The 19,670-nt window shown below is 61.0% G+C and carries 19 protein-coding genes; 13 read left to right on the plus strand and 6 right to left on the minus strand.

Annotation, left to right across the window (positions count from 1 at the left end):
- Positions 1-38: 38 nt before the first annotated feature.
- From AB4048_RS03355 to AB4048_RS03375, 5 genes are all read left to right on the plus strand, one after another.
- Positions 39-1,274 (plus strand): styrene monooxygenase/indole monooxygenase family protein, encoded by a 1,236-nt coding sequence (locus AB4048_RS03355; protein WP_442200509.1) that lies wholly within the window; start codon positions 39-41, stop codon positions 1,272-1,274.
- 241 nt (positions 1,275-1,515) lie between these two features.
- The gene (locus tag AB4048_RS03360; RefSeq protein WP_442200510.1) at positions 1,516-2,136 is read left to right on the plus strand and encodes a response regulator transcription factor; all 621 of its coding nucleotides are present in this window, start codon (positions 1,516-1,518) and stop codon (positions 2,134-2,136) included.
- A 200-nt stretch (positions 2,137-2,336) separates the two neighbouring features.
- The gene (locus AB4048_RS03365; protein WP_442200511.1) at positions 2,337-3,527 is read left to right on the plus strand and encodes a nitrilase-related carbon-nitrogen hydrolase; all 1,191 of its coding nucleotides are present in this window, start codon (positions 2,337-2,339) and stop codon (positions 3,525-3,527) included.
- 99 nt (positions 3,528-3,626) lie between these two features.
- Positions 3,627-4,112, plus strand: a complete 486-nt coding sequence (locus tag AB4048_RS03370; protein WP_442200512.1) for a hypothetical protein — start codon at positions 3,627-3,629, stop codon at positions 4,110-4,112.
- 55 nt (positions 4,113-4,167) lie between these two features.
- Positions 4,168-5,559, plus strand: coding sequence for an APC family permease (locus AB4048_RS03375; RefSeq protein WP_442200513.1), 1,392 nt, complete (start codon positions 4,168-4,170; stop codon positions 5,557-5,559).
- Between the two features lie 138 nt (positions 5,560-5,697).
- On the opposite strand, the gene AB4048_RS03380 is transcribed toward AB4048_RS03375, so the two are convergent.
- The 4 genes from AB4048_RS03380 to AB4048_RS03395 form a co-directional block, all read right to left on the minus strand.
- Positions 5,698-7,320 (minus strand): ABC transporter ATP-binding protein, encoded by a 1,623-nt coding sequence (locus AB4048_RS03380; RefSeq protein ID WP_442200514.1) that lies wholly within the window; start codon positions 7,318-7,320, stop codon positions 5,698-5,700.
- 1 nt (position 7,321) lies between these two features.
- Positions 7,322-8,452, minus strand: coding sequence for an ABC transporter permease (locus tag AB4048_RS03385; RefSeq protein WP_442200515.1), 1,131 nt, complete (start codon positions 8,450-8,452; stop codon positions 7,322-7,324).
- The gene (locus tag AB4048_RS03390; protein WP_442200516.1) at positions 8,445-9,368 is read right to left on the minus strand and encodes an ABC transporter permease subunit; all 924 of its coding nucleotides are present in this window, start codon (positions 9,366-9,368) and stop codon (positions 8,445-8,447) included. The genes AB4048_RS03385 and AB4048_RS03390 overlap by 8 nt, the downstream gene beginning before the upstream one ends.
- Before the next feature lie 69 nt (positions 9,369-9,437).
- A complete protein-coding gene (locus tag AB4048_RS03395; protein WP_442200517.1) occupies positions 9,438-11,042 on the minus strand; it encodes a peptide ABC transporter substrate-binding protein in 1,605 nt (534 codons plus the stop codon).
- Positions 11,043-11,525: 483 nt separating this feature from the next.
- On the opposite strand from AB4048_RS03395, the gene AB4048_RS03400 reads away from it, so the two are divergent.
- The 6 genes from AB4048_RS03400 (at position 11,526) to AB4048_RS03425 (ending at position 16,718) form a co-directional block, all read left to right on the plus strand.
- Entirely contained in the window at positions 11,526-12,641 is a 1,116-nt protein-coding gene (locus tag AB4048_RS03400; protein WP_442200518.1) for a mannitol dehydrogenase family protein, read from the plus strand.
- On the plus strand, positions 12,638-13,321 hold the full coding sequence (locus AB4048_RS03405; protein ID WP_442200519.1) for an amino acid ABC transporter permease: 684 nt from the start codon (positions 12,638-12,640) through the stop codon (positions 13,319-13,321). The genes AB4048_RS03400 and AB4048_RS03405 overlap by 4 nt, the downstream gene beginning before the upstream one ends.
- A 13-nt stretch (positions 13,322-13,334) precedes the next feature.
- On the plus strand, positions 13,335-13,985 hold the full coding sequence (locus AB4048_RS03410) for an amino acid ABC transporter permease (protein ID WP_442200520.1): 651 nt from the start codon (positions 13,335-13,337) through the stop codon (positions 13,983-13,985).
- A complete protein-coding gene (locus tag AB4048_RS03415) occupies positions 13,969-14,697 on the plus strand; it encodes an amino acid ABC transporter ATP-binding protein (RefSeq protein ID WP_442200521.1) in 729 nt (242 codons plus the stop codon). Before AB4048_RS03410 ends, AB4048_RS03415 begins: the two co-directional genes overlap by 17 nt.
- 33 nt (positions 14,698-14,730) lie before the next feature.
- Positions 14,731-15,519 carry a transporter substrate-binding domain-containing protein gene (locus AB4048_RS03420; protein ID WP_442200522.1) on the plus strand — a complete coding sequence of 263 codons (789 nt, stop codon included), beginning with the start codon at positions 14,731-14,733 and terminating at the stop codon, positions 15,517-15,519.
- 188 nt (positions 15,520-15,707) lie between these two features.
- A complete protein-coding gene (locus AB4048_RS03425) occupies positions 15,708-16,718 on the plus strand; it encodes a zinc-binding alcohol dehydrogenase family protein (protein WP_442200523.1) in 1,011 nt (336 codons plus the stop codon).
- Between the two features lie 79 nt (positions 16,719-16,797).
- Here the strand turns inward: AB4048_RS03425 and AB4048_RS03430 are convergent, their stop codons facing one another.
- Positions 16,798-17,154, minus strand: a complete 357-nt coding sequence (locus tag AB4048_RS03430) for a siderophore-interacting protein (protein ID WP_442200524.1) — start codon at positions 17,152-17,154, stop codon at positions 16,798-16,800.
- Between the two features lie 319 nt (positions 17,155-17,473).
- Between AB4048_RS03430 and AB4048_RS03435 the strand changes: the two genes are divergently transcribed.
- Positions 17,474-18,307 carry a DMT family transporter gene (locus AB4048_RS03435; RefSeq protein ID WP_442200525.1) on the plus strand — a complete coding sequence of 278 codons (834 nt, stop codon included), beginning with the start codon at positions 17,474-17,476 and terminating at the stop codon, positions 18,305-18,307.
- Positions 18,308-18,608: 301 nt separating this feature from the next.
- A complete protein-coding gene (locus AB4048_RS03440; protein WP_442200526.1) occupies positions 18,609-18,881 on the plus strand; it encodes a Rap1a/Tai family immunity protein in 273 nt (90 codons plus the stop codon).
- A gap of 42 nt (positions 18,882-18,923) precedes the next feature.
- Here AB4048_RS03440 and AB4048_RS03445 read toward each other — a convergent pair whose 3' ends face one another.
- Positions 18,924-19,505 carry a hypothetical protein gene (locus AB4048_RS03445; protein WP_442200527.1) on the minus strand — a complete coding sequence of 194 codons (582 nt, stop codon included), beginning with the start codon at positions 19,503-19,505 and terminating at the stop codon, positions 18,924-18,926.
- Positions 19,506-19,670 lie beyond the last annotated feature (165 nt).

Here is a 19,670-nt window from a genome sequence, read left to right on the forward strand (position 1 = left end):
GCTGCGCGCACGATATCCGTAAATAAAAGGGAACAACAATGAGCAAGAAAAGACACATTACGATCGTCGGCGGCGGCCAATCCGGCCTGCAGCTCGGCTGCGGCCTGCTTGGTCACGGCTACGACGTTCACATCGTTCAAAACCGTACCGCAGAAGAGATACGCTCCGGCAAGGTGTTGTCCAGCCAATGCATGTTCGATATCGCGCTGCAGAACGAGCGAGACCTCGGGCTCAATTTTTGGGAGAAGGAGTGCCCGACGGTCGACTCCATCAACTTCTGCGTTCCCGCCCCTGACGGCTCGGGAAAGGCGATCGATTGGAACGGCAAACTCGATCGGCCAGCCCAAAGCGTCGACCAGCGCTTGAAAGTACCGGCTTGGATGGCCGAATTCGAGCGTCGAGGCGGCCGGCTGACGATTGTCGAAGCCGGCATCGATGACCTCGAGCGCTTCACGCGGGAGTCCGACCTTGTCATCGTTGCCGCCGGCAAGGGCGACATTGCCAAGCTTTTCGAACGCGACGCCGAAAAATCGCCGTTCGATAAGCCGCAACGGGCCCTGGCGCTCACCTACGTGACGGGCATGACACCGCGGCCGGGGCACTCCGGCGTCTGCTTCAATCTGATCCCGACAGTCGGCGAATATTTTGTGTTCCCGGCGCTGACGGTGAGCGGCCCTTGCGAGATCATGGTTTTCGAGGGCATTCCCGGCGGTCCGATGGACTGCTGGAAAGACGTGAAAACGCCTCAGGAACATCTCGCGACGTCCAAGCGGATTCTCGACACCTTCCTTCCCTGGGAGGCGGAGCGCTGCCGCGACATCGCCCTGACGGACGACAACGGCATCCTTTCAGGCGCCTTTGCTCCAACCGTGCGTAAGCCGGTCGGACGCCTTCCATCGGGAGCGCTGGTACTCGGCATGGCAGATGCGGTGTGCCTCAACGATCCGATCACCGGACAGGGTTCGAACAACGCCTCGAAGTCGGCCAGGGTCTATATGGACGCCATCCTCGCACATGGCGACCGGCCCTTTGACGCGGCCTTCATGCAGGCAACCTTCGACAGCTATTGGTCCTACGCCCAATATGTCGTCGGCTGGACAAATGCACTGCTGCAACCGCCACCGCCGCACGTCCTCAACATCATGGGCTCGGCGCAGGCTTATCCCGAACTCGCGCGGCGCATCGCCAATGGCTTTGACCAGCCAACCGATTTGTTCCCCTGGTTTGCGGTACCGGAGGAAGCCGACGCCTACCTTGCGAAACTCGCCGCCTAGCGCGGGCCCAACGAAAGCAAGGACCGCGCGCATCGGACCTGCCGAGGGCAACCTCGGCAGTGTCTCTCGCATCTGGACAACGTCATAAATCCGTCGCGGATCGCTGGCGGCGACGAAATTGCGATGCTAGTATGCAAATGCATATTTTCCCGCACTCTCGTTGGTGCAACCTATCAGGCGACCGATGCAATTCGATCGAGCAGTTTTCGGAGATCAGTTCCTGTCGCTCCTCACGGCAGCGATGCCGCTGACGGGATGCTGTTTTTACCGGGTAGAGGGTGGAAGAACTGTCCTGGGTCACCAGCTATCTAGCCTCTCGCCTTATTGGCTCGATCGCTATTGCCATCACTTCTGGCGCTTCGACCCGCTTCATCCTCAAAAGATGGACCAGTCCGCGGCCCGCCTTCAGTTGCTGACGCGAGACTCATTGCGCGATGACGCGACCCGGGAATATTTCGAAAAATTCCTGATGCCTCAAAAAACCGTGCATCAGGTCGAGCTTTACTTCCGGCAAGGGCCTCAGATCATCGCGGGCGCGTCTCTGCTGCGCAATGACGCCACCGGTGCTTTTAGCGCAGACAACCTCACCTTTCTCGAAAAGCTTGTCGCCTTCGTTGAAGGCAGCATCTTCAAACCAGAGGACGATCACTCACAGCCAGGAATTTCCGGGCTCACGCCGCGCGAAGAGGAGATCGCAATCCTCATCGGCGCTGCCGTGTGCAACAAGGAAATCTGTCGACGGCTGAATATCGAACTGCCGACCGTGAAGACGCATGTAAGCCGCGTGCTGGCGAAGGCGGGTGTGCGAAGCCGTGCGGAACTCGTCAAGAAGCTGAACGAGAACAGGGCGTGGCCGCATTAGCGCTTCGCCTTTTCGACGACAATCCATCTTTCACTGACATCCGAGCCGGCAGGGCCGAGGCCTCGTCGTACTTCAGTATGATGGAAGCAGTTAAGCGCGTCTGCATACACTCCGACTCCAAGGAATGACGGATTGGTCAGGCCGGGGCCGGGGCGAACTTGCCCTCCCTCGCCCCGCCGCCGGCAGTGGAAGGATGAGAAATGCAAACACGCCCGAGCTATGTCGCTCCCTACATGGCCATAGGCCTGTCGACAATCGTCACCGGCATCGCCGAACGGCGGCATATTCGCCACAATCTCGAAACGATCGAAGAGGCGATCCACGCGTCCATCTCGATCTGTTCGATCAACGCGCCGGTGCGCGTCGTCGCCTTGGCCGAGGGTGCCCTGACCGGCTTTACCGACGAGATCTTCGACGTTCCGCATGTGACCGCCGCAAGGGAAATGTTCATCGATCTGCCGGGCGAGGAAACGGAAGCGCTCGGCAAGCTGGCGCGCCACTACGACACCTACATCATCGGCCAGTGCAAGGCGCGTTGGCCCGACGTCATGCCGGATCGTTTTTTCAACACGCTCTTCGTGATCAACCGCCAGGGCGAAGTCGTCCATCGTGCCGCCAAGAACCACATCTGGTGCCGGGAGCGTAGCTGTACCCCGCATGACGTCTACGACCGCTGGGTCGAAATGTTCGGCGACGGCATCGAGGCTTTCTATCCTGTGCTGCGAACCGACGACATCGGTAATATCGGCACCATCTGCTGCTCTGACGGCGAATACCCGGAGGCCGTCCGGGCACTCGCCTTCAACGGTGCCGAGGTCGTCTACAGGCCGTCGGAAGCCATGCCGATGACCGGATCCGGCTATCCCGGCGGCGGCAGCTGGATGATCCAGAACCGCGCCCACGCGGAATTCAACAGCGTCTACATGCTTTGCCCGAACATCGGCCCCGTTTACCTGTCGCCGAGCTCGAAGCATCCGATCGACATCGCCGGCGGCAACGGACACATCGTCGACTACCGCGGCAACATCGCCTCCCATGCGGCAAGCGGCGCCAACACCATCGTTGCGAGCATCGTCGACATCGAAGCGCTGCGGCAATTCCGGACCATGAACCTCAACTCCAACTGGATGAAGGACCTGCGCACCGAGCTTTTCGCGCGCATGTACGAAAAGCCGATCCATCCGCGAAACCTGTGGCTCGATCGGAAACCCGATCATCACGCGGCCGTCGACGAGATATATCGCGGCAACATCAACAGGCTGGTCGAGCGTGGCTCGTGGACGCTGCCGGCGCACGATGTGCCCGGCGCGCGCTACACGCCCGCCGGGCCCGAGGGTGACGAAGGCTGGAGCGAAGCCAAGGAAATGTGGCGCGTCTGGCACAACGGCTGAACCTTATCGCGCGCGCCCTCTCGAAGACGCACAATCACAATTCGGGAACGGACGAGAGGGGCGCGGGCACTTGAACGAAGATCAACTGGGAGACTTTCGATGCAAATTCTACACCTTAAGAAAACAACCGACCGGGTGAGAAGACTGGGGCGTCCGCTCGCGGCAGCCGCCCTTCTCTCGCTTCTATGCGGCATGACCCCGGCAACCGCCTCGGACGACGCGATCGTCGGCGTATGGGTCGTCAAGGCTGCCGACGCGCCTTTCCCCTACCACATGTTCGTCTTCAATGCCGACGGCACGATGCAGCAGGCCAACCCGGACATGGGGGATGAAAACACCAGCGACAGTGACGGAAAAGGCATCTGGGCGAGCAAGGACGGGAAGATCGTCGGCAAGTTCGTGGAAATCACCGCCGATCGCGCCACGCACAAGTTTGCAAGCCGTGGCGAGATTTCCTATGAAATCGCCGTCTCCGGTGAAACGTTGACGGGAACTGCAACAGCGAAGTTCTATGACGAGAATGATAAGCTGCAGCGCGGTCCCTTCCCCACTCCTTTGACGGGCAAGCGCGTCACCCTGCCCTGATCCGGCCTTCTCAAACGCCAACGTTTACCTTCAGCTCTACTTGGGACATCAATCCATGTCATCCACCGCACCAAAACGCAGCCTCGGGGCTCTTGATATCTTCTTTCTTGTCGTCGCCGCCGCAGCGCCGCTCGCCGCCATCGTCGGGAATGGCGCGCTCGGCGTTCTTCTCGGCAATGGCGTGGGCATGCCGGCCTCCTACCTGATCGCGGGCCTCGTGCTCATCCTCTTTGCAATCGGCTTCGTTCGCATGAGCCCGCATGTCCGCCACGGCGGCGCATTCTATGCCTATGTCCGCCACGGTCTCGGGCGCCATGCCGGCGGCGCGGCGGCATTCATCGCCATCATCGTCTACGGCATGATGGTCGTCGGAAGTGCCGCGGGCTTCGGCTTCTTTGCAAACCTCTTCTTCACGGAAAATCTGGGGCTCGACGTCTCCTGGACGTTCTGGGCAGCGCTCTCGCTGGTGATCGTCGGGCTGGTCGGGTATCGGGAGATCACCCTCGGCGCCCGCATGCTGTCCGTCTTGCTGACGTTGGAGGTCTTGATCCTGACAGTATTGGCGGTCGCGGTCTTCTGGCCTTCGAGTGCCGCGACAGTGACGTTCACCTCTTTCAGCCTCTCCGGCATTTTCAGCGGGTCGCTCGGTATCGGCCTGATGTTCGCATTCGTGTCGTTTCTCGGATTCGAATCCGCCGCGATCTACAGCGAAGAGGCCCGCGAGGGTCATGTCACCGTCAGCCGGGCTCTTATCGCCGCGGTCCTCTTTATCGCCGTCTTCTATGCGATCGCTATGTGGAGCGTGGTTATCGCCTTCGGTGACGACAAGATCGTTGCCGCTGCGGCCGAAAATCCGGGTACGCTGGTATTCCGCGCCTTTGCGCAATACACGACGCCTGCTTTCATCGTCGCGGTCGAGTTCCTGATGATGACCAGCGCGCTGGCAGCGACGATCGCTTTGCATAACGCCGCATCGCGATACCTTTTCGCGCTGAGCAGAGAGGGAATGTTGCCCCGCGCATTCTCGGCGCTGCACCCGAAGCTGCAGTCCCCCCATGTCGCCAGCGTCGTCGTGAGCGTCTTCACCGCCGTTGTTGTCGCCCTCTTCGCCATCGGCGGCGCGGATCCGCTGATGACGGTGCTCTCGAGCACCTTCGGCCTTGCAGCTCTCGGGATCATCCTGCTTCAAGCCGCAACCTCGCTTTCGGTCGCCATTTTCACCTGGCACACCCGTCACGAGATGAAGAGCGTGTCCCTGCATCTCTTGATCGCTGTGCTTTCAACGGTGGGCCTGGCGGTCGCAGCCGTGCTGGTCATCGAGAACTACTCGACGCTGACCGGAAGCCTTGGCCTGCTTGACTATGCGCCATGGCTCATCCCGCTGGCGGCCGTGCTCGGTGCGATCGTCGCCAGCCGCTCGGAAGCACGCGATACGGTGCTGGCATAAGACCAAGGTAGGCACTCCTACCCTGTTCCCTGAACATCCTTCGACCCGGCACGACTGAGATCGTGCCGGGTCGAGGTTCTATCGGGTCATAGCCGGATAGGATGAATCCGTGGTCCGAGTCTGGATGCAGGCGGTGCGTTAGAGCCGCTGCTTGAAGCGCGTCTGGTCGACGGCGGCGGCCATCAACGCCTGCGTATAGGGATCTGTCGGGTGATCGAAGATCTCGTTGACCGAGCCACGCTCGACGACGCGGCCGTGCCGCATCACGATGATCTCATCCGCCATCGCCCGGACGACCGCCAAGTCGTGGCTGATGAACAGGTAGGAGAGGTCGTGCGCCTTTTGCAGGTCGCGCAGGAGATCGACGATCTGCCTTTGCACCGAACGGTCAAGCGCCGAAGTGGGTTCGTCGAGGATCACGACCTTCGGCTTCAGGATCATGGCGCGGGCAATGGCGATACGCTGGCGCTGGCCGCCCGAGAACTCATGCGGATAACGGTTGCGCATCACTGGATCGAGATTGACCTCCCGCAGCGCCTCCACCGCGCGGGCATCGCGCTCGCGTGCGGATAGCGATGGCTCGTGGACCAATAGTCCCTCGGTGACGATCTGCCCGACCGTCAAGCGCGGCGACAAGGATCCGAACGGATCCTGGAAGACGACTTGTAGCTCACGCCGTAACGGCCGCATGTCGCCAACGCTCGCCCCTGAGATATCCCGGCCGAGAAAGACGATGCGGCCGGAGCTCGACAGCATTCGCAAAAGGGCGCGGCCAAGCGTCGATTTGCCCGAACCGGATTCCCCGACTATGCCGATGGTCTGGCCTTGACGGACGTCGATATCGATCCGGTCCACCGCCTGAAGGTAGGTCGGCGGCCCCTTGAACAGGCCGCCCCCTGTCTTGAAGCGGACCTGCACCTCCTTGCCGCTAAGCACGGTGGGAGCGCCCGCCGGCGCGGGAATCTTGCGGCCGGTCGGCTCGGCGGCGAGCAGCATTTTCGTATAGGGGTGACGAGGGGCGTCGAACATCTGCTCCACCTCCCCCGTCTCCACCACCCGCCCGGACTGCATGACGTAGACGCGGTCGCAGAAGCGCCTGACGATGCCGAGATCGTGGGTGATGAAGACGATGGCCATCTTCAGCTTGCTTTGCAGCTCCGCCAAGAGGGTGAGGATCTGCGCCTGGATGGTGACGTCGAGTGCCGTTGTCGGTTCGTCGGCGATCAGGATATCGGGATCGTTGGCGAGTGCCATCGCGATCATCACGCGCTGGCGCTGGCCGCCCGACATCTCGTGCGGATAGGCGTCGATACGGCGTTCCGGCTCGGGAATGCCGACGAGCTTCAGGAGCTCAAGCACCCGTGGACGGGCTGACTTGCGCGTGTATTGCTTGTGGCGGATCAGCGGCTCGGCGATTTGGTCGCCGATGCGGTAGAGCGGGTCGAGCGAGGTCATCGGCTCCTGAAAGATCATGGTGATCTTCTCGCCGCGGATCCTGTCGAGTTCCTGCTTTCGCAAGCCGACCAGTTCCGTGCCGCGGTACCTGGCGGAACCCGCCGCCTTGCCGTTGGCGGCAAGCAGGCCCATCAGCGCCATCATCGTCTGGCTCTTTCCGGAACCGGATTCGCCGACGATGCCGACGGTTTCCCCGGCGTTGACGTTGAGGTCGACGCCTTTGACCGCCGCGACCTCGCCGTCGGCCGTGGCGAAGCTGACCGTCAGATCGCGGACACTGAGAATAGGAGTGGTTGTGTCCGTCATGTCAGCGGTCTTTCGGGTCGAGCGCGTCGCGCAGTCCGTCGCCGACAAAATTGAGGGCGAACAGGGTCGAGACGAGGAAGAAGGCAGGAAACAAAAGCAACCAGTTGGCCGTGCCCAGATTATTGGCGCCAACGGAAATCAGCACACCCCAGCTTGTCATCGGTTCCTGGACGCCGAGGCCGAGGAAGGAAAGGAAGCTTTCCAATATGATGACCTGGGGCACCAGCAGCGTCATGTAGATGACGACAGGACCGAGCAGATTGGGCACGACGTGACGGAAGAGGATGCCGAAGGACGAGACGCCGAGCGCTTCAGCGGCCTGAACGTATTCCTGCCGCCGGATCGACAGTGCCTGACCGCGGACGATACGAGCCATATCGAGCCACATCACCGCGCCGACGGCGAGGAACATCAACACGAAATTGCGGCCGAAGAACACCACCAGCATGATGACGAAGAAGATGAACGGCAGCGAATAGAGTATGTCGACGATGCGCATCATGATCTCGTCGGTCTTGCCGCCGAAAAAGCCGGCGGCGGAGCCGTAGATGACGCCGATCACCACGGCCACGACGCCGGCGAGCAGGCCGATCGCAAGCGACACCCGCCCCGCCACGAGGGTTCGGGACAATAGATCGCGCCCGGTATTGTCGGTTCCGAACAGGAAATACTGCTGCTTGACGGCGGCGCTGAACTGCATCTCCTTGCCGTCATCCGAGCGGCTTTCCATCTTCGCGTCGTCAAAGGCGTCCGAACGATCGATATAGCGGCTGCTGCGCTCGTCGATGGCGTTGCCGGAGGTGACGGTGAAGAAGACGCGGTTGGTCTCCTGCCGCCAATCCTTGACCTCGACACGCATGCGCTGGGTCACCTCTTTCAAGGCGCCCTCGATCTTGTCCGCCTTGGGGTAGGCGGAGAAAGACGGCGGCGTGCGCACGTAGTCGGCATAGATGTCGGTATAGTTGTGCGGGACGAAATAGGGGCCGGCGATACAGGCAACCGACACGATCGCCAGATAGATCAAGCCGGCAACGGCGGCGCGGTTGTTGCGCAGCCTTCGCCAGGCGTCCTGCCAGAAGGAGCGGCCGGCAACAGGCGCCGGAATTGCGTCGAGCGTAGCGATATCAGTCATAGCGCACCCTCGGGTCGATCGCGGCGTAGAGAACGTCAACGATCAGATTGAAAACAATGGTGAAGATGGCGATGACGACGACCGTGCCCATGACCAGCGTATAGTCGCGGTTGAGCGCCGCATTGACGAAATGACGGCCGACACCCGGGATCTGGAAGACCGTCTCGACCACGATCGATCCTGTCATCAAGGCCGCAGCCGCCGGGCCGGCATAGGAAACGATCGGCAGCACGGCGGAACGCAACGCGTGCCGGACCACGATCGACCAGCTCGACAGGCCGAGCGCGCGGGCGGTGCGGATGTGATGGGCGCGCATCGCCTCGATCATCGAACCGCGCATCAGGCGCGCGACGATGGCGATCTGCGGCAGCGCAAGCGTGATGATCGGCCCCAGCTTGTTGACGAAGGCGCCGCCGCCCCAGCCGGCGACCGGGATCAGCTTCAGCGACAGCGCGAACATCAGCTGGATGAGCGGCGCAATAACGAAGGTCGGTATGGTGCTGCCGGCGGTCGCCACCGCGATCACCGCATAGTCCTCGACCTTGTTCTGCTTCAGCGCCGCGGCGATACCCAGCGCACCGCCGACAAAAAGCGCCAGGATAAGTGCCGAGGCGCCGAGCTGAGCCGACACGCCGAGCCCCTGGCGGAAGATTTCCGCGACGGTGAAGTCCGGCATGTTGTAGCTCGGACCGAAGTCGCCGTGCACCAGATTGTTGAGATAGTGCGCATATTGCCGCCAAAGCGGCTGGTCGAGGCCGAATTCCCGCTCGAGATTGGCTTTGACCTCCGGCATAAGGCCATGCTCCTGGTTGAAGGGGCCGCCGGGTGCAATACGAATGAGGAAGAAAGACAGCGTGACGATCACGAACATGGTCGGAATGGCCGTCAGCAGCCGTCGCAGAACATAGGTCAGCATTTAGCCCACCCTAATTTGGGGATGGAAGAGCCGCCGCGGATTACGCGGCGGCTCTTCCATCCGATAATATTACTGGGCTTTGCTGATGAAACGGCTCGGATGCACGTCCATGACGTTGTCATCGAAACCGGTAAGCTTGGACGAGACGATATCGTGATAGCTGTAGTACAGCAGCGGAATCTGGCCGACGTTGTCGACCAGCACGCGCTCGGCGCCCTGTAGGTCCTTGAAGCGCGCCTCCGCGTTGGCTCCATCCGCCGACGCCTTGTCCATCATCTCCTCGAATTTCGGATTGTTGAAGTTCGAGTAGTTGTTGCCGCTCGCCTTGCGAGAGATGCCGAGGAAGGATTCCGGGTCCTGATAGTCCGCGACCCAAGCGGCGCGTGCCACGTCGAAATCTCCCTTGTGCTCGAGATGAGAGTAGTGGCTCTTCATATCCTCATTGAGCAGCGTCACCTCGATGCCAAGCGGCTTCAGCTGTTCCTGGATCGCCACGGCCGTATTCTTGTGGTTTTCCGAGGTGTTGTAGCGGATTTCCATCTTCAGCGGATGGTTCGGGCCATAGCCGAGCTTTTCAAGAACGGCCTTGGCGTCATCCTCGCGGTCGAGCTGGGACTTGTCGGCGAACGTGGCCTTCTGCGCCTCATAGCCCTTGATACCGGGAGGCACCATCGAATAGCCGGGAAGCATCGCGCCCTGCCAGACTTTCTCGGCAAGGAAGTCGCGGTCGATCGCCATGGACACGGCGTTGCGCAGCTCGGGATTGCTCCACGGCTCCTTGTCGGTCTTGATGGCGTAGTAGTAGGTGCCGAGGAACGGGCCGATATGCAGCTGGTCGCCGAATTTCGCCTTGAGGTCGGCCAATTGTTCGGTTGGCAGATCGTCGTTCGAGTCGAGCTCACCCGCCTCGAAGCGCTTGATCGCGGTGGAACGATCCTCTGTCGGAATGTAGTTGACGACGTCGAGCTTCACGGAAGCCGCATCGAAGAACTCGGGATTCTTGACCAGCTTGATGTGGTCGTTGGGCACGAATTCGGTAAGCTTGAAGGCGCCGTTGGAAACGAGGTTGCCTGGCTTGATCCAGTCGGCGCCGAGCTTTTCGATCGAGGCCTTGTTGACCGGATAGGTCGCCTGATGCGTCAGCATCTCGAGGAAGTACGGCGTTGCGGACTTAAGCGTGATCTCCAGCGTTTTGGGATCGATCGCCTTGACGCCCAGATCCTCGGGCTTTGCCTTGGCGGTGTTGAGCTCCTCGCCGTTCTTGATCACGTAGAGCATCGAGGCATACTCGGCGCCTGTCTTCGGATCGAGAAGACGACGGAAGGAATAGACGAAATCGTCTGCCGTCACCGGCGTTCCATCGGACCATTTGCCATCGGCGCGGAGCTTGAACGTATAGACAGCGCCATCTTTCGAGACTGTCCAGCTCTCGGCGGCCCCTGGTATCAGCTCAGCCTTGCTGTCCTGCATGACCAGACCCTGGAAGAGATCGCGCAGGATATGCGCTTCGTTCACGGTCGATGTCTTGTGTGGATCAAGCGATTCCGGATCTTCCGAGTTGCCACGGTTGTAGACCATCTCGGCGAATGCCGGCGCCGCGAACTGAAAGGCTCCCACACCCAGGATGCCGACCGCGAACACACCTGCCTTGAGCAGTTTACTAAGCTTTGCCATTGATTCCCCTTAGGCTTTTCATTGCTTCTGGCCTTTCTGCGCCCTTCCCTATTCCGTTTGGGCGCCGGCCATTGCGGGCGAAACTAGCATCAGAAATAGCTAATGCAATACATCTGGTTTTTGTAATGCAACGTTTTCGAGGAACCCAGACCGTCCGTCCGCGGCAATTTGGATGGAGGCAAGGAAGCCGCGCGCGCGGCAATCGGGTGCAGCCGCGGGCCGCGCGCGCTTGCGCCGTGTGGCCGCTTTGCAGCGCAGCGTTCACCTCTTCATGGCGCGCTCCCTGCGCGCAATTTTCTCACTTTGCTTTTTTTATATAAAAAACACTTGCACTAAAGCGAAATGTCTTTTATCCACAAAGAACAGATTGCGGCCTGAAAAGGAGGAATTCATGCACGCGGTCACTGGACGCTCCAGACCTTACTATCCCTTTCTGCATGCCGGCCTCGGGTCCTGCGTCGTCCGGGCTGGGAGGTTCATCTGATGGCTGGGCTCATCCTTCAGTTCGGCACGAGCCGCTTTCTCCAAGCCCATGCGGACCTCTTCCTGCATGAAGCGCGGGTGGCGGGTCAGGACGTGCCGCCCGTCGTCATAATCCAGACCTCCGGGGCGCCGGAGAGAGCAGGACGGCTTGCGGCCTTCAGCGATCCGGCGGGCTTTCCGGTGATTATCCGCGGCATCGAAGACGGAAAGCCGATCGAGCGCCGCGAGATGGTGAAGAGCGTGTCGCGTGGCCTTTCGACCGCTCGTGACTGGAACGCGATCATCGATCTCTTCGCCGACGAAGCCGATATAATCCTCTCAAACACGGGTGACGCAGGCTATGCCGTCGCCCAAAGCGAAGACTCCGCCGGCCTCAACCCTGAAACGCCGCTTGCCTCCTTTCCGGGCAAGCTTGCTCAGCTTCTTTATGCGCGCTGGCAGCGCGGCGGCCGGGCGCTAACGATCCTGCCCTGCGAACTCGTCAACCGCAACGGCCCAGTACTTGAGGGCATCGTCCGCGATATCGCGACCAGGGCCGAAGCCGGCGTGGATTTCCTACGCTTTCTCAAAAAGGAGGTTGTCTTCGCCAATACGCTGGTAGACCGCATCGTCTCCGAGCCGCTGGAACCCGCCGGCGCGGTCGCCGAGCCCTACGCGCTCTGGGCGATCGAGCGGGCGCCTGGGCTGCGTCTGCCCTGCGACCATCCGGCCATCGTGCTGACGGACGACCTCGCGCCTTACGAGCGGCTGAAGCTCTACATCCTCAATCTCGGCCATACCGTGCTCGCCGACATCTGGCAGGAGGAAGCCCGACCAGCGGACGAGACCGTGCGCGTAATCCTTGACGATCCCGCGGTTGCCGCGCGCCTCGAGGCGGTCTATCGCGACGAGGTCATGCCCGGCTTCGCCTCGCACGGCATGGGGGATACGGCGCGCGCCTATGTCGGGACCACCATGGACCGCTTTCGCAATCCCTATCTTGACCATCGCATCGCCGACATCGCCAGCAACCACGCACTGAAGGTCGAGCGGCGTGTCGCCGCCTTCCTCGACTGGGCAGGCACGCCCGCGCCGGTCCTCCGGTCCATCGTTTCCCGCCAAAGGGTGGCAGCATGAGCTACACATTCAACTTCTCCGCCCTCCTGCCCTACTGGCCGGTCTTCCTTCAGGGCGTCTGGCTGACGTTGAAGCTGTCGGCGCTCGCCACGGTCTTCGGTTTTGTCGTCGGCACGCTCTGCGCCATCGCGCGAGCGGATGGGCCGCCCTGGCTTCGTACGCTAGCCGCGATCTATGTCGAGACGATCCGCAACACGCCGCTGCTGGTTCAGATCTTCCTCGTCTATTTCGGCTTTGCCTCGCTCGGGCTGAAAGTGACGGCAAATACTGCCGCCGTCGCCGCGCTTGTCGTCAATGTCGGCGCCTATACCTGCGAGATCGTACGCGCCGGCCTCGAGTCAATCCATAAGTCGCAGCTGGAAGCGGCCGAGTGTCTCGGACTGACGCGCGCCCAGACCTACTGGCACGTTATCATCCGCCCCGCGATCGAGCGTGTCTATCCGGCGCTCACCAGCCAGTACGTGCTCCTGATGCTCGCCTCATCGATCACCTCGCAGATTTCCGCCGAGGAACTGACGGCGGTCGCCAACCGCATCCAGTCCGACACGTTCCGCTCGTTCGAGACCTACATCGTCACCGGGGTCCTCTACATCGTCCTCTCCTTCGTGGTGCGGACGGCCTTCACCCTGTTGGGTCTCTTCATCTTCCCCCGCCGCCGCAAGCTCGGCACGGCCATCTGAGGAGGAACCGGACATGCATCTTACCTCCACCCATATCGAATTCATCGCCTTCGGTGCGCTGTGGACCATCGGTCTCTCGGTCATCGCCTTCGTCGGTGGCTCCGTTCTCGGCTTGCTGCTGGCGCTCGCCCGCATTTCGCCGAACGCGCTTCTACGGCGGTTCGCCGCCGGCTATATCCAGATCGTGCAGGGCACGCCGCTGCTCGTCACGCTGTTCCTCTTCTATTTCGGCCTTGCCGTCATCGGTTTCGACAGCCTGCCGGCCATCGTCGCCGCCGGCCTTGGCCTTGTCATCTACGCCTCCGCCTTCCTCGCGGAGATCTGGCGCGGCTGCCTCCAATCCGTTCCCAAAACCCAGTGGGAGGCGGCCGAGTGCCTGGCGCTCACCCGCTGGCAGCGCATGACGCGGGTGATTTTGCCGCAAGCGATGCGCATCGCCACGGCGCCGACGGTCGGCTTCCTCGTGCAGATCGTCAAGAACACCTCGCTCGCCTCTGTCGTCGGCTTCATCGAACTTGCCCAGGCCGGCAAGCTCGTCAACAATACGATCTTCGAGCCCTTCACGGTATTCCTGGTCGTCGCCGCCTTCTACTTCGCCATCTGCTTCCCCCTCTCCGTCTGGAGCCGTAGCCTCGAAAGGAAACTCAATGTCGGCCGTCGTTAGCCTTACCAATGTCGAAAAGAGCTTCGGGGCCCTGCAGGTTCTGAAGGGAGTTAGCTTTGAGGTCGGCTCCGGCGAGGTGGTCGCCGTGATTGGCGCCTCTGGTTCGGGAAAGTCGACGGCGCTTCGCTGCATCAACGCGCTGGAGACCATCGAAGGCGGCGAGATCGTCGTCTGCGGCCACAAGATTCACGACACCAAGTTGGATCGCCGGGCGTTGCGTCGCGACGTCGGGATCGTGTTCCAAAGCTACAATCTGTTCCCGCACCTGACGGTAGCGCAGAACATCATGCTGGCGCCCATCTGCGTGAAGAACATCCGCAAGGCGGAGGCGCGGACACTGGCCGAAAGCGTACTTTCCCGCGTCGGTCTCTCCGAGAAGGCCGACTCCTATCCCGAGCAGCTTTCAGGAGGCCAGCAGCAGCGCGTCGCCATCGCCCGCTCGCTCGCCATGCAGCCCAAGCTGATGCTCTTCGACGAGGTCACCTCGGCGCTCGACCCGCAACTAACAGGCGAGGTGCTGCGCGTCATGGAAGACCTCGCCCGTGGCGGCATGAGCATGATCCTCGTCACCCACGAAATGGCTTTCGCCCGCAAAGTGGCGAGCAAAGTGATCTTCATGCACAAGGGCAAGGTCTGGGAGGCCGGTCCCGGCGCGATGCTCGACAATCCGCAGACGGAAGAGCTGAACACGTTCCTGAGCAACGGCCTTTAATCCATCCAACCACCTCAAGGAGGAGATCAAAACATGAAACGCAGAACCCTGATGACGAGTGCTCTGGCGCTTGCCCTCTTTTCCACCATCCCGGCCGTCGCTTTCGCCGACGCGCTCGCCGACATCAAGGCGCGCGGCAGCCTGCGCGCCGCCATCGACCTCGGCTCGCCGCCCTTCGGCATGCGGGACGGCAACATGCAGCCGACCGGCTCCGAGGTGGAAAGCGCCAAGCTTCTTGCCGCGCATCTCGGCGTGAAGCTCGAAATCGTCGAGGTGACGAGCCCCAACCGCATTCCCTTCCTGCTCACCAACAAGGCGGATGTGGTCGTCGCCTCGCTCTCCATCAGCGATGAGCGCAAGCAGGTGATCGATTTTGCCGATCCGCACGGCGTCATCCAGGTCATCGCCGCCGCGCCGAAGAGCGTCGACATCAAGGGCGTCGCGGATCTCAAGGGCAAGATCGTCGCCACCACCCGCGGTACCACCAACGACAAGGTAGCGACGACCCAGGCGACGGAAGCCAATATCGTGCGCTACGACGACGACGCAACGCTCGTCACCGCGCTGGTCTCCGACCAGAACAACATCATGATCTCGGCTCCGCAGATCATGAATGCCGTCAACGAACGCCGCACGAACGATCCGCTGGAAGTCAAATTCGTGCTCAAGGTCAATCCTTATGCCGTCGGCTTGCGCCAGGGCGAAGACGCGCTGAAGGCGGCGGTCAACGAGTGGGTCAAGGCTGATCTCGCAAGCGGCAAGCTCAACGAGGTCTACAAAAAATACAATAACGTCGATCTTCCGGCCGAAATGCCGAAGTAAGCCGTTCGCAACGCGTGAAAAAGAAGCGGCCGGCACACGGCCGCTCGACCAATTCCGGCCAAGGCACGCCCCGCGATTGGGGCCGGAATTGCGTGGCAACAATGAGATAGTGGATTTTCGCTGTTGTGAAACGCGAGGATGCCTGTGCCTTCCCGAGAATAGGGTCACTCAAGAATAGGATCACCGATATGAAAGCGCTTCTTTGCGAGGAACCCGGACGTCTCGCGCTCGTCTCCCGCCCTGTGCCAATGCGCGGCGCGAGCGAGGTTCTCGTCCGTATCCGGCATGTCGGCGTCTGCGGCACGGACTTTCACATCTTCGCCGGCAAGCACCCTTTCCTCGAATATCCCCGCGTCATGGGCCACGAGCTCTCGGGCACTGTGGAGGAAGCGCCGGAGGCCAGCCGGCTAAAGGCGGGCGATCCGGTTTATATCGTGCCCTATCTTTCCTGCGGCGCCTGCCGCGCCTGCCGCAAGGGGTTGACGAACGCCTGCCAGTCGATCCGGGTGCTGGGTGTTCACTGCGACGGCGGCATGGCTGAGTATGTGTCGGTGCCTGAGACGAATGTGGTGCCGACGGGCGGCATCGCGCTGGAAGACGCGGCGATGATCGAGTTTCTGGCGATCGGCGCGCATGGCGTCAAGCGGGGCGCCATCACCGCCGCCGACCGCGTGCTTGTCACCGGTTCCGGCCCGATCGGCATGTCGGCCGCCATCTTCGCAAAGGCCCGGGGGGCGCATGTAACGGTCATGGACACCCGGGCCGATCGCCTGGCTTTTGCGACCGACCAGCTCGGCGCCGACGCTTCCCTCCTCGCTGACTCCTCCGCCGAAGCGGAGGCCGCCCGGATGACCGGTGGCGATGGCTTTGATGTGGTGATCGACGCGACGGGCAATGCCGTCCCGATCGAGCGCGGCTTCGGCTTCCTTGCCCACGGTGCGCGCTATGTGCTGCTCTCCGTCGTGCGTCAGGATATCACCTTTTCGGATCCGGAGTTTCACAAGCGGGAAGCGACGCTCTTGGCCAGCCGCAACGCCCAGCCTGACGATTTCGCCGAGGTGGTCCGCCAGATCGAGGGTGGACGGGTGGCGACGCGTGCGCTCAACACCCATCGCGGCCGCCTCGAGGACGGCGCTGCGTTGATGAAGGAATGGGCGCGGCCCGAGGCGGGCGTGATCAAGGCGATTCTGGAGGTCTGAGATCGCGAACGGCAGGATGGCGCGCAAGCGCCCCCTCGACCTGCGGAAACCGTCGTAGCCGCTCGCCGCTGAGGCGGCGTCAAATCAATGAAGTTGCCAATAGGCGGCGACGCTGAAGCCGTTGGCTTCCGGCATGCCGCCGCCGACCGGGCCCCATCAGGCCGGCGCGATCGCCTGCCCTTGTCTTCAAGTCCCATGCGGCGCCAGGGACGTTGTCGCTCTCATGGATGACGAAATCGATATCGAGTTCGCCTCGAGCAAGATCAACGTTGCGGATCGTGAGAGCATCGTCGCCCTTCGGCAGTGAATGCGGCCGTTCGGTTCGGTGTGCGGCCAGACGGGCGCGCGCCCTTTCCGCGGAAGTAGCAGGCGGACATACAGTCCGCCATCGAGGAAACAACCAAGGTTGTCGGTGGCGGGGCCATGGACCCGCCATCTCGTTTACAGCGCTAGGTTTTCCCGCTTATCAGCATCAAGGTTTTCGTTGTCCGACCCAACAAACTCTGATAGCTCTGTCAAAATATTTTGTTGGACGTCCAAATAAATGACGGACAATAATGGGCCTGTGCATGTCTAGCGCTGCGACCGGCTGGCAGATCATCTTCCGTTCGCTTCTGCAACGAAGGCGCGCCGCCTGGCGTAGGGGTGACCGGCGCGGCGATTGCCGGTGTGAAGGGTCAAAGGAAGGGAACACCGACGATGGGAGGGTTCGGCTAATGCATACGCCTTCGCGAGCAGGGCAAGGGATCGCAATGATGTGCACTGCGTCGCTCTGCTTCAATCTTAACGATACTTTTACAAAGTTCCTTTCTGTCCGTTACGGCATCTCTGAGATTATCCTTGTGCGCAGCCTGATTGCCCTGCCCTTGCTCGCTGTTATGGCGGTGGTGATCGGCCGGGCCCGCGTCCGCTGGTCGTCCAGGATCCTATTCCACGGCATGCGTGGCGCGCTTAACCTTCTGGCGGCCTATCTCTACATCACTGGCCTGCAATATCTCAGCATCACCGAAGCGACAGTGATCCTGTTTTCCTCGCCCTTGATCGTTACGCTGGCGACAACGCTCATCTTCAAGGAGGCTGTAGGCCTGCAGAAATGGGCAGCGGCTATCTGCAGCTTCGCCGGCGTCATAATCGCAATCCGGCCCGGCGCTGACGCCTTCCAACCGGCATCGCTTTGCATTCTCGCGGCCAGCTTCCTTTACGCGGCAAATTCACTGACGTCACGCTGGATCCCGGAGGCGGACAATCTTTGGACCGTCAGCTTCCTCAGCGCGGCCTTTTCCGCGTTGCTCGTCTCGCCCTTGGCGCTCGCAGACTGGACGCCGATGCGCAGCGAAGATCTGATGTTCTTCACGGCGGCGGCACTCTGCTCGAGCCTCGGCATCGGTTTGGCCTCGCTCGCCTACCGACTGGCCCTCGCCTCTGATCTTGCACCATATGCGTATTCAGGCCTGATCTGGTCGGCAGGGATCACCTGGATTGTTTGGGGAACCATGCCCACCGCCTGGACCTTGCTCGGGGCCTGCGTGATTGCCGCAAGCAGCTTGTTCCATTTCGCCTCGTCCCGGCGAGCGCTAGACCTCAAATGACGCCTCGCTCCGCACGCGCCATGCCGAACACGTAGCAGTTTCGAGATTTCACTCGTCTCATCGCTGCAAGCAGTTTCCAGCGTGACGGGTGGGGCCTTCAAGCTCGTCACGTGGGATCATAACTTCCGTGCCAACGGCACCTACGAAGCGTTCTCAAAAAAATACTTCGACTTCAACATCTACGAGAAATCAGCCGTTTGGACAGGGTGCGCGGGTCAGCCGCGCGTCCTGGACCCCATTGAAACGCAAACGCCTGAAATAACTGCTTTATGTTCCGCCTTCGCGGGCCGTTTAAAGGCATATGATCTCATCAGGTCAATTAAAGGCAATATGCAGGGTCAATGCTGAAGAAACACAAGCGGCGTGTATCTCCTACTTTTTGGGCTTTCTCGGGGGAGCGCTGGAGTTTTCAGAGACCGCCCGTGCATTCTGTTTGCCACCCAATGAAGTGACCCCTCTCAAGGTCGTGGTGACCTTTTTAGACTATCTCGACAGAACACCCGGTGCAGCAAAGAAGCAAGCCGCTGATGCGTTGCTCTTTGCTCTACGAGATGAATACCCATGCCTACAGTAGGTCTCTGCGACACGTTGCTTACTTGGTAAGCTGCGCTACAAATCACTCACCATCAGGCGTCAGTGCCATGACGTCGATGAAGCGCCCCTTTGCGTCGTACCGGCATTGGAATTTCTTGATGCCTTCATTACCCTTGTCCACCGTGCCATCGATGGTCGTGCCGGATGAAGTCGTTTTTGGCTTGGCGGTTTTCACATAAGCGGGTTTCGTGCCGTACATTCCGGAGACCTCTCCGCGACAATATGCAGGTCGGTTGCCCGACGTGACAACGGCACCCGTGCCGTTCATCTCTGCGGAGCGCTTATTGTTCGGAACTGATGACGAAGCGTCGCTGACTGTGCAGATGCCGTTACCTGCACCCTTCGCCGTATAAGAAACCACAGCGGAGCCGTCTGGATTGATGCTAAGGGAGATGGTCACACCGTTTCGGCTGGCCTCATAGTAGTTTTTGTTGAAGGCTTTCAATTTGCCTTCCTTGCCGTTGATGTAGATGGGACCACCCTCGTCGGCATGGACTTCAATGCTACCGGGACATGTTGCGTTCACGAGAGGTACTTCGGCCTCAACTTGTCCTGCGGCAAAGACAGCAGTCATGGCCAAAGCTACACGCATGCCGAGGATCATTTTATTTCTCCCAATTGTCGAGGGTGTGATCGTTAGGAAAAGTGCCCAAATCAAGTTTCGGATGCAAACTTCCTTCAACTTGTGTCCATCTCCCGTTCTGTCAATCAGCGTCCGCAAGGGGCCGTAAGGCGACCTTGATGACCTTGCCGAACGCCGTCGGCAAGG

Origin of the sequence: Rhizobium sp. RAF56 (genome assembly GCF_052113965.1) — a bacterium.
Taxonomy (GTDB): domain Bacteria; phylum Pseudomonadota; class Alphaproteobacteria; order Rhizobiales; family Rhizobiaceae; genus Rhizobium.